Below are 12,579 nucleotides of genomic sequence, written 5' to 3'. Positions count from 1 at the left end.
TCTCCTATGCTCGCTTGAAGTCGCCTTGAATAATCGTGGCCGAGCCTTTTAGGCCGGCCGCATCCAGCATGGCTTGCGTCGCGGTGTTGACGGACTGCCGCACTGGATCAAGATCCAGACGAGCATAGATCGCCGTTGCCTGGTGGGTCTTGTGGTTGAGGCTCTTTCCAATGATCGCCATCGAGGCGCCTGTCTTGGCCTGCCAACTGCCCAGCGTGCGGCGCAAGTCGTGAATGCGTAGGTCGGTCATGTCGTAGGTTGCCGGGTCAATTCCCAGCGCGGCGGCGATGGCTCGATAGCGCTTTGCTGCGGCTGCAGGGGCGGTCATCACCTCATAGCCAGCCTGCTTTCGCTCCTCGGCAGTCAGCTTGCCAGCAAGCTCCAAGTTATCGAGTAAGCGGCGCAAGCTGGCGCGCAGCAGAATGGCAGCCCATGCCTTTTTCGGCTCGACTAGGTGGCCCGTCTTACCCTCGCCTGGGAAAACGAACTGTGATGTGACTGTCGTATTCTTGCGGGCTTCCAGAGCTGCCACGGCTTCAGGCGATAGCGTGACATTCTGCGGTGTGCCGTTCTTGGTCATGCCGATACGCCAGACACGGGCCTCTAGATCTATGTCACGCCAGGCCATCGACTGAACGTTGGCGCGGCGCGCGCCGGTCAGCAGCGCCAGCATAAAGAAGTCGCGCAAGCTCGACTCGGCAATTGCGGCGAACAGGTATGGCAGTTCAACTCCTTGAGCAAAGCGGTCACGCGACGGTGCAGGGTTCTTCTGAATGCGACTGGTCGGGCTGGTGCCGGTGAATATCTCCAAGTCGGCTGCGAAGTTGAAAACCGAGGAAACAACGGCAAGGGCGCGGTCAGCCTGGGATGCGCTTATCTTTGTGGTCTTGCTGTGGATCGCCTTCACTTCGCCGCGCGTGATGTGGGAAAGTTTTTTCGATTTGATAGGCGCTAAGTAATCACGCAGCACTACCCGGTAACCCTGCTTGGTGGACTCAGCCAAAGGGGTGCCGTCACGCTTTTTCTTGCCGGTGAGGAACTTATCAAACACCTCGGAAAAAGTCGGCTCCTCTCGAATGGCGCGACGCGCTGCGGCTGGATTGGCTCCGGTGGCGAACTCGGCAAGGATCTTTTGCGCCTCGCCGCGTGCCTGCTCGACAGTCATCTCAGGGAAGGTGCCCAGCTTCACCCATGCCATTGAAGCGCCTGCACGCTTCACTACGTAAAAGGTGCGGCTACCTGCTGCGGTAATACGCATGGCGAGCTTTGGGGTGTCGGTGTCATAGACGGCAACTCGCTTGCCCGCCTCGGGCAGAGCGACCGCCATCAGTGCCGTTTTGGTGAATCTCAGCTTTACCATGCCCGCTCCTCAGAATCGCAGAGGATTGATTGGGCTAGCGACGGGCTATCACCGGGCTAGCACGGGCTATCAAAATTGATCGAATTTGGTGATAGCCAGCAAGGTAGAGGATAGGCTGAAAGCCTTATTATGTATAGGCTTATAAAAGATCATAAATGCCAGGGCATTGCCGGACCCTAGCATTCATAATGCTGGGGTCCGGGGTTCAAGTCCCTGCGTAGCCACCAAATAAAACAAGGGTTTACCGAAAGGTAAGCCCTTTTTTATTGCCCGAGCAGACTACAAACAGACTACATCCAGACCACGCCCTCATCCGAAGGCGCGTAATGGTTCCACATCCTGCTCAATTTCCTGCCAGCTTTCAGCCAGCGCTACAGCCAGTGAATAATCACGCTGTAAGTTCATCCAGAATTGCGCTGACGTATCAAAGTAACGCCCCAACCTGATAGCCATATCCGCAGTTACACCACGGCGTTCACGCACGATCTCATTCACGGTCGGAGCGGACACATGCAGTGCTCGGGCCAGTGCAGCCGGAGTTATACTCAGCGGTTCCAGGTATTCCTCGCGGAGGATCTCCCCTGGATGAATAGGGCGCATCCCGTTAGTTGTCATGGCATGGCCTCCTTAGTGGTAATCGACTATCTCAACATTAATCGGCCCGCTTTCTGTCCACTCGAAACAGATACGAAACTGATCATTGATCCTGATGCTGTATTGGCCAGCACGGTTGCCCTGTAACGCCTCAAGCCGGTTACCCGGTGGCGAACGTAAGTCCCTTAACTCCGTCGCAGCATGCAACATGGCCAGCTTGCGTGTTGCGACATTCAGAAAACTTCGCCACCGCCGAGAATCGCCTGTTTCAAACAGAGCCTGAGTCTCTGGGCATTTGAAGTTAATGATCACGCTTTAATCCTTAACGTTAAGCGTTAAAAACATCCTACACCAAGCAGACAGTTATTCAAGAGAGCAAGTGCCCACTCTGCTGTTGGGGCGACAAACGTAATGCTGATTCAAGATGGTCTGGCGACAAGTGCGCATAGCGCATGGTCATAGTGATAGATGAATGCCCGAGAATCCGCTGCAAACCGAGGATGTCCCCTCCCCCCATCATGTAATGACTGGCAAAGGTGTGCCGCAGGATGTGGGTCAGTTGCCCAGGTGTATTGAAGCCACAGCGTTCATATGCCCCTCGGAAGGCAGCCCGGCAGGACATAAGCAAACGGCCTGTTCCAGGCATCGCAACTTTCAGCGCCTCTTCCTCGACCTCCTTTGGAATCGGGACCGAACGAGATTGGCGGTTCTTGGTTCGGTGAAAATGCACCTTACCGGCATATAGGGCTGATCGGGTCAGGCTCTCTGCTTCATCCCAACGCGCACCAGTAGCCAGACAAATCAGTGCCACAGGGTAAGTGTGGTTGTTGCTTGACTGCTTACACTCTTCCAGCAGCCGGTTGATCTGCTCCAACGTCAGAAATGTCAGCTCGGTCTGGTCGGTTTTGATCTGACGAATATTGGCCAGCAGGCTTACGAAGTCTCCCAAGAACTGTTCCACGTTTTTGCCGGAGAAGCCGCGAGACGTCTTGTAATAGCGCTTGTACTCAGTTTCACCCAACAGAGAATCAACCGGCAGATCGACCATCACATCGTCACGCATCATGGTCCAAATCGGCTCGAAGCACCCAGGGCGGGCCAGCAACTTGAACTGCCCCAAACCCTAACGCCACAGGCCTTCTAAATGCCCGGCAAAAGCTGCATAAGAGCGCGTATCGATAGTGATGCCGATTTGCAGATCAAACGAGTCGCTGGCGAATTGAGGTTTGCGTATCAGACAGGGTTTCTAAGGTGAGCTTAGGGGCACTGAAGAACTGCTGCCCCGAGGCGCGGCGCAGCATGATCATCTCTCGCTGGTTGTCTGGGCGGCCCTGCTGGGCGTAGCCCACACTGATTACCACCTTATTAGTCGGTGTCAGTACACACTCCATACGGCGCGCAGGGTGAACGGTAGAATGATCCGGCCATACTGCGACTGTTTGAAGTCAGCACGCAGTAAATCTGTGATAGACCATAAAAAAACGGCAGTCTGGGAATGGTTATCCGTATTCACGCGAGGCTCCGGAGTATCAATAAAAGCCCGAGTTTTCCCCGCCAGGCCCTCGCGGCTTTATTAGCACTGATTTTGGTTTGCCAGCGACTGCACCGTTGCGGCCAGCGCCAAGTAGCCGACCCTCCGTGCGCCCAGGCTTTCCAGGCGCTTAAGGCTGATCTGACGCTGCGCACCGACCTGCTCATTCAGGCTACTGGCGCTCAGGCAATAAAAATCCCACTGATCCAAATTCAGAGGATTGACGGCTTCTTTATCCTGACTGGTGAGCACACAGAACACGTAGACCTGCGCAGCACGAACCTTGGTTGGTGAGCGTTTTTGAGTCAGTGCATCCCAAACTGCTGCCGGGGCAATGGAAAACTGAATGGCTGACAGTCCCTTCTGCCCCCACGACTGCAAATAGGCAGCGGACTTCACTTCTATCCGGATGCCTGATGCCGTCTTCAGGTCGTAGGCATCCCACTGGGTTCTCACCCCATGATTGCAATCCAGCGCGCTGGCCACGATGTATTCAGCCAGCACGCCGCGTAACGCATTGTTTAGGACATCCGAGAAGGCCCAGCGCCAGAATGACTGAAGATCACGACCGACAGGCTGACCTCCAGCAGTGAATGGCTCAGTGCCGGTTTTGAGGGTCAATTTCACAGGAGGGAGGTAGCCGCTGCTCAAAAGTCATTATCCATATATGAGTATTGAGTGGATTAATCCGATAAAAAGGGCTTCTACAAGCTAATGGTTTTCCTCTGCAAACGTAACATTACGACAAGCGTTAGGGATGCCATTGGTACGAAACGCCATCACTAGCAGCTATCGCGGATTAACCTGCAGGCAAAACTGGTTATCAATGCGTTGAGTACTTGTCATTCCCGACTGTGGTTTGAACTAACAGCGGTTGATGTGATTTGTAGCTTTATGGATAAAAGGAGTTGCGAATGACGCTCAACTGACTGACAGCTTGAAATATGCAGGCGCCACGATGGCGCTGACCAGCCTGCCATTAGGCAGCTTCCGGGTCATGAATGGTCCAAGGCAAACCAGTGCGACTAACAACGCCGGCCGCTTTGCTGATATGGGTAAGTGGTGTTGGCGAGGCTATACCACTCAATGCCGGATTGAGCAGGATCACCTGTATCTGATGGCGATCAATGCCACTTGTGAGGACGACACACAGGCGGCCTTCGACGACTTCTTTCCCGGCTACCCGGAGTGGGTAGTTGCGAACTGGTTCAGCGGTGAGCTGCACTGCCCTTCGGACACCTGCAGGATGCCTGGCTGCGTTTTTACCAGCAGCTGCAGGAAGTTGAAGGATACGCCCTGCTGTGTGACGGCAAGATCTGCGCCGAGTTCTACGCTCGGATGGACTGACCTATCCGGCCCACTGCCTTGCATCTGAGCGGCGGAAATACCATTTGTCGTTTTTATAGCGCCGTTACAGCTACTCAAAAACAACCTGTCAAAAGACTCAGGTACAGCCCAAGCAGCCGGTACCTTGTATGCCAGGATGTATACATTCTGATATTTGATCGTGAAAAATATTGCTAATACAGCGAGTTACAAATCGAGTTCAAATGATTGCGTACCTAAAGGTAAGCCTTTTTTATTTGTCCCGGTGACTACAAAGTGACTACAGCCTGTCTACCGGGTCTTATGTGTTCCAGGGGTTTACCACCTGAACACCTAAATAGTCGAAGTGACGGACATTGCGCGTAGCAACTCGCGCATCATGCAAAGCAGCAATCGCCGCTATTTGTCCGTCAGCCATTCCGACCACCTTCCCTTTTGCCTCACTATCTGCTGCCAAGCTCGCGTAATAAACCGCAGCATCCGCATCGAATGAAACGATCCGTCCGGCAAAGTCCTGATCGAACATCAACTTAGCCATATTGAAAAAGCCCTGTTTGCGTTTACCTTCAGGCATCCGGGCGATTCCATACAGCACCTCAGCAACACTGATCGAACTGATAAACAACTCACTCACAGGCTGAGCATTGATCCAATCGAGCACCGCAGGTTCAGGCTTTGCCCGCATAAGTTCAGAAAGGACGTTTGTATCCAATAAAATCATTCGTCAAAACTCGCGGCCCGGGCCTTATCCGTACGTGCTGGAATTTCCAGATCAACACCGCCCAATGCAGCAAAACGTGCATTGATACGACTTCCCAAACCACTCTCTTGGTTCGGCTTAGTCAAAACGCTGCGCAAAATCACACGCACCTCTTCTTCCATAGAGCGACCATGATTGGCAGCTGCAATGCGCAGTTGAGCTTTAAGGTCATCATCGAGATTCCGAATAGTGATGCTCGCCATAAATCCTCCAAAGCAATCAGTGAAATCATTGATTGCAGTATACACAATACGCAAAGCTACTCTCTTACAGACTGACGAACTACAAATGCCCACTCTGAGCCAAAGGCGATAAACGCAGTGCTGACTCCAAATGATCCGGCGACAAATGCCCTAGCCCATCAATATCTCAATCAGCGCATGCGTCATGTTGCTGAGCTCAACGCCTCTGCGGGTGACGATTTCGTAGGGCTCGCTACGGGACCGGATATGTAGCGGGAGTTGGATGAGCATCCCTTGCTCGACGGGCACCCGAGCGACATCCCACGGCATCAGGGCGACCAGATTTGTGTCCTGAAGAAGCATGGCCAGGGTGGTGAAGGTTGAAGAGGTTTGGATGGGGTACTGCGGGAAGCTCAGGCCAGCCTCGCGAAATTCACGCTCCAGCGTCAGGCGCAGAGGCATGTTCACCGGAAAGACAATCCAGCGTGATGACACCAACTGCCGTAACTCCAGGGTTTCACTGCCTGCAAGCGGGTGACCGGGATTAGCGACCAGTATGAGTTCTTCTTGGTGGTTGCCACGGCTGTCGTAGGCATCGGGCCTGCGGCTGACACTCGTCCGGCAGATGACCAAATCCAGCCGCCCCTGGTCCAGCAAGTTGAGTAACCGTGCGCTAGTGTCTTCGACCACGCTCACAGACAAATCTGGCTGTTCCTGCCGCAGCCGCGCCAAGGCGTCCACCAGCATCGGCACAGCTCCCATGATGGTCCCCACGGATAGGCGCCCGCCGTGGCCTTGCAGGATGCTGAGCATTTCTTCGCGCAAGTGTGCCATGTCCGTGCTGATCAAGCGCGCATAGCGCACTACACAACGCCCTAAATCGTTGGCCTCTAACCCTTTACTGGTACGAACAAAGAGCACAGCACCGAGGGCAGATTCAATCTCACTCAGGGCTTTGGTCGCGCCCGGCTGGGTGATGGACATCGCATCAGCGGCCTTATGGATCGAACCCAGCTCATCGAGGCTGATCAGCAGTTGCAACTGGCGTAGGCGCAGGCGAGAAACCATAGAGGTGAGAGAAGGCAGCAAGGGATCACCAAAAGTTATCGCGAGGGTATGAGGTCTCATTAGGCAGCGGCAAAGGGGAATTTTAAAGTGCCTTAAGTCGATTCCATGAGCCCAACCCGGAGACAGCATGCGCCTCATCCAGTTCGAAACCGCAAACGCTCAACGTGGCGTGGCGGTGGTTGAAAACAACCTGCTTTACCCTGTCCTCAACACCACCTATACGCGCGAACTGGCTCTGGCGGCCGTTAGCAACCAGCGAGACTTGAAAAACGAGATTCAAGCTCGCGGGCTGGACACCCGTACTGAAAGTTATCCCCACACACTGGCTGAAGGACGCATCCTACCACCGCTGGATCATGAGGACCCAGCCCATTGTTTGGTCAGCGGTACAGGTCTGACTCATAATGGAAGCGCCTCTACCCGTAACAAGATGCATCAGCACAACACCGAGGACACGGCGCCACTCACAGATACCGCGCAGATGTTTCTGTGGGGTGTAGAAGGTGGCCGCCCTGCGCCGGGTACAGCAGGCGCTCAGCCTGAGTGGTTTTACAAAGGCGACGGCAGCTGTGTGGTCCGTCCCGGACAAGCATTGAGCAGTCCAGTATTTGCGGAAGATGCAGGCGAAGAGCCTGAACTGGCAGGCCTGTATGTAATCGGCCCAGAGGGTCGGCCCTATCGCCTCGGTTTCGCGATCGGTAATGAGTTTTCCGATCACCTGATGGAACGCCGCAACTACCTGTACCTGGCCCACTCCAAACTGCGTAACTGCTCATATGGTCCTGAACTGCTTGTTGGCGATCTGCCTCGTCACCTTGAAGGTGTCAGCCGAATTCGCCGGGACGAAACAGTGGTGTGGGAAAAGCCCTTCCTCAGCGGTGAGGACAATATGTGTCACTCCCTGGAAAACCTGGAGTTCCACCATTTCAAGTACAGCCAGTTTCTGCGCCCTGGTGATGTACATATCCACTTCTTCGGCACCGCCACGCTGTCGTTTGCTGACCAGTTCAAGACGGTCGAAGGTGACCTATTCGAGATCGAGATACCAGAGTTCGGCGCCCCACTGCGCAACAGCGTAGGGCGGGCCAAAGCGCCGCTCAAGCCAGGCTCGGTAAGACCTCTCTAATCCTGATTCAACACCGCAAGCAGCCCACCTAAATGCACCGTCGCGTCATAACAATCATAAGAGTGAGATGAGCATGAACAACAGTTCCTATACCGCTGCCCTTTCATCCACCGTGCCTGCCTCCGCGACGACAAAGCCCAGCGCAGTGCGATGGCGGATTTTCCTGATCCTGCTGCTGTTGGCTGCAATCAACTACATTGACCGCGCATCACTGTCGGTCGCAATGCCGCTGATCTCCAGCGAGTTTCAGCTAACACCTGCGCTTGAAGGCCTGATGCTCAGTGCCTTCTTCTGGTCGTACGCGTTGATGCAAATCCCCAGCGGCATGCTGCTGGATCGCTTGCCCGTACGGCATATCGTCGGTGTGGCTACCGTCAGTTGGGGCGCGTTTCAGGCGTTAGGCGGGGCAGCGCACAACTGGATCACTCTGCTGATAACGCGCATAGGCCTGGGCGTTGCTGAATCGCCGATCATGCCCGCGGGGGCCAAGCTCAATGGATCTTGGCTGACCCCGAACGAACGCGGCCGTGGTGCCACCCTGGTGGACGGCGGCGCGCCACTAGGTACGGCGCTGGGAGCCATCATAGTGACCGGGCTGATTACTTGGTTCGACTCCTGGCGTATGGCTTTCATAATCTCCGGCATTGGTACAGTCGCGGTAGGTATCTGGGCTTGGTGGTATATCCGCAACCATCCCAGCGAACACCCTCAGGTGAATGAAGCCGAGCTGACCTACATCACCGATGCCAATCAGGCGGCAAGCGACTCCAGGAGTAACCGCAAAGCCGTCCTCAAAGAGCTGCTGAAAAGCCGCTCCGTGCTATGCATGTTCGCCGGTTACGCCTGCTACAACAGCGTGTTCTACGGCCTGCTGACCTGGATGCCGAGTTACCTGCACCAGACCCAAGGCTTCGATATCAAGGCCATGGGCGGTGCGACCTTTCTGATCTTCATGTGCGGGTTTATCGGCGAGTTGGTCGGGGGTTGGATCGCTGATAAATGGCGTAGCAATGGCGGTCAACCCAATACGGTGATGCGCAGCATGTTTGCCGGGTCTTCTGCGATGGCCGCGGTGTGCATCCTGTTGGTGGCCTATGCCTCCAACACCACCCTGACCATCACGCTGCTGTGCGTGGCGCTGTTCTTTATTCGCTGGTGCGGGATGTACTGGTTCCTGCCTGCAACCCTTGGCGGCAAGTCCAAAGCGGGTGTGCTCGGCGGCGGCATGAACTTCTGCGGAAACATGGTGGGTGTCATCGTGCCGATTCTGATCGGCCTGATCGTGCAGTTCACCGCCTCCTATTTTCTGGCACTGATCTTCTTCGTGGTGATGGCCTTCGGCCTGATGTTGTTCTCCAGCCTGATCGACTATCGCGAGCGTGGGCTGGCCTGAGCCCCGCTGTTTTAAGAGGTAAACAGCATGCAACTGATCACTAAGACTGGCGGTGAAAACGTGGCGTTAGCCGCGATCCGCCTCAACCCGTTGGACGACGTGCTAATCGCCCGCCAGGCGCTGCCCCCTGGGCTGCAACTGCCAGAGGGGTTCCAAGTCCGTGAGGCCATCCCGGCCGGGCACAAAGTCGCCACACGGAACATTGCCGCGGGTGAAGCCCTGCGCCGTTATGGCCAGATAATCGGCTTTGCCAGCCAAGCCATCGGAGTCGGCCAGCATGTGCACGTGCACAACCTGAGCATGGGCGACTTCAGTCGTGACTATGCCTTTGGAGTAGATGCCAAAGGCACTCACCCAACGGCAACTGACAGCTTTATGGGAATCGTCCGGGCGGATGGCCGAGTGGCGACCCGCAACTACATCGGCATTCTGACCTCGGTGAACTGCTCCGCCACCGTAGCCCGTGCCATTGCTGATTACTTTCGCCGGGATATTCACCCCGAGGTCCTGGCCGACTACCCCAATGTCGACGGTGTAGTGGCCCTGACCCACGGCACCGGCTGTGCGGTGGACCCCAACGGCGAGGCGCTAGCAATGCTGCGCCGCACCCTGGGAGGTTATGCGGTACATGCCAACTTCCATTCCGTGCTGATGATCGGCCTGGGTTGCGAGACCAACCAGATCCCCGAACTTCTTGCGGCGCAAGGCCTGCAAAGCAGCCACAACCTGCGCACGTTTACCATTCAAGGCAGCGGCGGCACCTCAAAAACCATCGCCAGCGGAATCACCCAGGTTAAAACCCTGCTGGCAGAGGCCAATCAGGTCGAGCGCGAGCCCGTCAGTGTTCGCCACCTCACCGTCGGCCTGCAATGCGGCGGCTCGGACGGTTTCTCCGGCATCACAGCAAACCCGGCACTGGGTAATGCCGTGGACCGTTTGGTGGCGGCTGGAGGTACCGCCATTCTCTCCGAGACACCGGAAGTTTATGGTGCCGAGCATCTGCTGACGCGCCGCGCCGTCAGCCAACAGGTGGGAGAAAAACTAATCGAGCGCATCCGCTGGTGGGAGTCCTACTGCCAACGCATGGGTGCCGAGCTGAACAACAACCCTTCTGCCGGTAACAAAGCGGGCGGCCTGACCACCATTCTTGAGAAGTCCCTCGGCGCCGTGGCTAAGGCAGGCTCCAGCGACTTGGTCGATGTCTATCAATACGCCGAGCCGGTACGCGCCCATGGTTTGGTGTTTATGGACACGCCCGGCTACGACCCGATTTCCGCTACCGGTCAGGTCGCCGGAGGGGCCAATCTGATCGCCTTTACCACCGGACGTGGCTCCGCTTACGGCTGTGCGCCGTCACCCTCGATCAAGCTAGCGACCAACACCCGTCTCTGGCAAACCCAGGAAGAAGACATGGACGTGAACTGTGGCGGCATTGCCGACGGCAGCATGACCATCGAGGAACGCGGTGAACACATTTATCGGCTGATGCTGGACATCGCATCCGGGCAACGCAGCAAAAGCGAGCAGCATGGCTATGGCCAGAACGAGTTCGTGCCGTGGCAGATCGGTGCCATTACCTGATCATTAATCAACCTTTGGAGCTTCAGATGAGCCGAATCCTCGGTCACAACTATATTGGCGGGCAGCGTTCGGCGCTGGGTAATGTGCACCTGCAAAGCCTTGATGCCAGTACCGGTCAAGCGCTGCCAGGAGTGTTCGCTCAGGCCACCGAGGCCGAAGTGGATGCCGCCGCCAAAGCCGCTGCCGCCGCGTTCCCGATTTACCGCAGCCTACCCGCTGGGCGCCGAGCCGAGTTTCTTGATGCCATCGCAGATGAACTGGACGACTTGGGGGAAGCATTCATCGCCACCGTCTGCCGGGAAACCGCCCTACCCGCCGGGCGCATCCAAGGCGAGCGCAGCCGCACCAGCAACCAGATGCGTCTATTCGCCAACGTACTGCGTCGCGGTGATTTTTACGCTGCCCGCATCGACCGCGCGCAACCAGACAGGCAGCCGCTGCCAAGAGCCGATCTGCGTCAGTACCGAATTGGTATTGGCCCAGTTGCGGTATTCGGCGCCAGTAACTTCCCTCTGGCGTTCTCCACAGCCGGTGGTGATACAGCATCAGCCCTAGCAGCAGGCTGCCCAGTGGTATTCAAGGCTCACACAGGCCACATGGCCACGGCTGAATGGGTCGCCGATGCCATTCTCCGGGCCGCAACACGCAGCGGTATGCCGAGAGGGGTCTTCAACATGATTTATGGTGGCGGCGTGGGTGAGTGGCTAGTGAAACATCCGGCGATTCAGGCCGTGGGTTTTACCGGCTCGCTCAAAGGCGGCAACGCCCTGAGTCGTCTGGCGGCGTCTAGGCCGCAACCGATCCCGGTCTTCGCCGAGATGTCCAGCATCAACCCGGTATTCGTTTTACCCGAAACCATCAGGGTTCGCGGGGAACTCATTGCCCGCGAATTAAGTGCATCAGTCACACTGGGGTGTGGCCAGTTCTGCACCAAACCCGGCCTGGTTATCGGGTTGCGCTCCACAGCTTTTAGCGAATTTATTGACCAGTTCAAACGGCAGATATCCGATCAACCCACACAGACCATGCTCAATCACGGCACGCTGGCCAATTACCGCAAAGGGCTTCAGCAGTTGTTCAACCATCCCGGTATTCACCACCTGGCCGGAGCACCACAGGGGCCGGATCAAGCCCAACCACAGCTCTTTCAAGCGGATATCAGCTTGCTGCTCAACGGCGATGAGTTGCTACAAGAGGAAATTTTTGGCCCTGCAACAGTCCTGATTGAAGTGGAAGATGAACAGCAACTGGCCGCCGCCTGCTCTGCCCTGCGCGGCCAATTAACCGCCACTGTGATGGGGGAAGCAGAAGAGCTAATCAACTGGAACTGGTTACTCGAAGACTTGCAGGACAAGGCCGGACGCCTCCTCATCAACGGTTACCCGACAGGTGTGGAAGTCAGCGATGCCATGGTCCACGGAGGCCCCTACCCTGCCACATCGGATGCGCGTGGCACGTCGGTCGGCACGCTAGCCATTGATCGTTTCCTACGCCCTGTATGTTTCCAAAACTTCGCGGATGACCTGCTGCCTGCGGCCTTACAGAACAGCAACCCGCTGGGGCTGTTGCGTCTGGTCGATGGGGAGTTTACCCGCAAGGCCATCGACTAACGCATAGGCCTGCTCCTTTGCGTCCATGGTTTGGTTGCTGACCATAGG

General features: G+C 56.3%; 12 protein-coding genes and 3 pseudogenes. 4 read left to right on the top strand and 11 right to left on the bottom strand.

Features of this window, described 5'->3' with window-relative positions:
* Nucleotides 1-4: 4 nt before the first annotated feature.
* The 11 genes and pseudogenes from WG219_05880 to WG219_05830 form a co-directional block, all read right to left on the bottom strand.
* On the bottom strand, nucleotides 5-1,360 hold the full coding sequence (locus WG219_05880) for a tyrosine-type recombinase/integrase (GenBank protein WXL26988.1): 1,356 nt from the start codon (nucleotides 1,358-1,360) through the stop codon (nucleotides 5-7).
* 309 nt (nucleotides 1,361-1,669) lie between these two features.
* A complete protein-coding gene (locus tag WG219_05875; protein ID WXL26987.1) occupies nucleotides 1,670-1,975 on the bottom strand; it encodes a HigA family addiction module antitoxin in 306 nt (101 codons plus the stop codon).
* A gap of 12 nt (nucleotides 1,976-1,987) precedes the next feature.
* Nucleotides 1,988-2,266 (bottom strand): type II toxin-antitoxin system RelE/ParE family toxin, encoded by a 279-nt coding sequence (locus tag WG219_05870; GenBank protein ID WXL26986.1) that lies wholly within the window; start codon nucleotides 2,264-2,266, stop codon nucleotides 1,988-1,990.
* A gap of 55 nt (nucleotides 2,267-2,321) precedes the next feature.
* A pseudogene (locus WG219_05865) lies at nucleotides 2,322-2,882 on the bottom strand (tyrosine-type recombinase/integrase).
* Nucleotides 2,877-3,176, bottom strand: a pseudogene (locus WG219_05860) (hypothetical protein). The pseudogenes WG219_05865 and WG219_05860 overlap by 6 nt, the downstream one beginning before the upstream one ends.
* A pseudogene (locus WG219_05855) lies at nucleotides 3,175-3,467 on the bottom strand (type I restriction-modification system subunit M N-terminal domain-containing protein). The pseudogenes WG219_05860 and WG219_05855 overlap by 2 nt, the downstream one beginning before the upstream one ends.
* 60 nt (nucleotides 3,468-3,527) lie before the next feature.
* Nucleotides 3,528-4,112 (bottom strand): hypothetical protein, encoded by a 585-nt coding sequence (locus WG219_05850; GenBank protein WXL26985.1) that lies wholly within the window; start codon nucleotides 4,110-4,112, stop codon nucleotides 3,528-3,530.
* A 352-nt stretch (nucleotides 4,113-4,464) separates the two neighbouring features.
* Nucleotides 4,465-4,710, bottom strand: coding sequence for a hypothetical protein (locus WG219_05845; GenBank protein WXL26984.1), 246 nt, complete (start codon nucleotides 4,708-4,710; stop codon nucleotides 4,465-4,467).
* Between the two features lie 402 nt (nucleotides 4,711-5,112).
* Nucleotides 5,113-5,532 (bottom strand): type II toxin-antitoxin system VapC family toxin, encoded by a 420-nt coding sequence (locus WG219_05840; GenBank protein ID WXL26983.1) that lies wholly within the window; start codon nucleotides 5,530-5,532, stop codon nucleotides 5,113-5,115.
* A complete protein-coding gene (locus WG219_05835; protein WXL26982.1) occupies nucleotides 5,529-5,774 on the bottom strand; it encodes a plasmid stabilization protein in 246 nt (81 codons plus the stop codon). Before WG219_05835 ends, WG219_05840 begins: the two co-directional genes overlap by 4 nt.
* 150 nt (nucleotides 5,775-5,924) lie before the next feature.
* The gene (locus WG219_05830) at nucleotides 5,925-6,842 is read right to left on the bottom strand and encodes a LysR family transcriptional regulator (GenBank protein ID WXL26981.1); all 918 of its coding nucleotides are present in this window, start codon (nucleotides 6,840-6,842) and stop codon (nucleotides 5,925-5,927) included.
* Between the two features lie 106 nt (nucleotides 6,843-6,948).
* Here WG219_05830 and araD1 point away from each other — a divergent pair, with 106 nt between their 5' ends.
* The 4 genes from araD1 (at nucleotide 6,949) to WG219_05810 (ending at nucleotide 12,531) form a co-directional block, all read left to right on the top strand.
* Nucleotides 6,949-7,947, top strand: coding sequence for an AraD1 family protein (araD1, locus tag WG219_05825; protein ID WXL26980.1), 999 nt, complete (start codon nucleotides 6,949-6,951; stop codon nucleotides 7,945-7,947).
* 73 nt (nucleotides 7,948-8,020) lie between these two features.
* A complete protein-coding gene (locus WG219_05820) occupies nucleotides 8,021-9,340 on the top strand; it encodes an MFS transporter (protein ID WXL26979.1) in 1,320 nt (439 codons plus the stop codon).
* 27 nt (nucleotides 9,341-9,367) lie between these two features.
* A complete protein-coding gene (locus tag WG219_05815) occupies nucleotides 9,368-10,921 on the top strand; it encodes an altronate dehydratase family protein (protein WXL26978.1) in 1,554 nt (517 codons plus the stop codon).
* 26 nt (nucleotides 10,922-10,947) lie between these two features.
* Complete coding sequence (locus WG219_05810; protein ID WXL26977.1) at nucleotides 10,948-12,531, top strand: aldehyde dehydrogenase (NADP(+)); 1,584 nt, start codon at nucleotides 10,948-10,950, stop codon at nucleotides 12,529-12,531.
* Nucleotides 12,532-12,579 lie beyond the last annotated feature (48 nt).

The organism is Pseudomonas mendocina, assembly GCA_037482215.1.
In the GTDB taxonomy this organism is placed as follows: Bacteria; Pseudomonadota; Gammaproteobacteria; order Pseudomonadales; family Pseudomonadaceae; genus Aquipseudomonas; species Aquipseudomonas mendocina_E.
The sequence above is the reverse complement of the archived record's forward strand: the minus strand, read 5'-3'. Positions and strand labels throughout refer to the sequence as shown.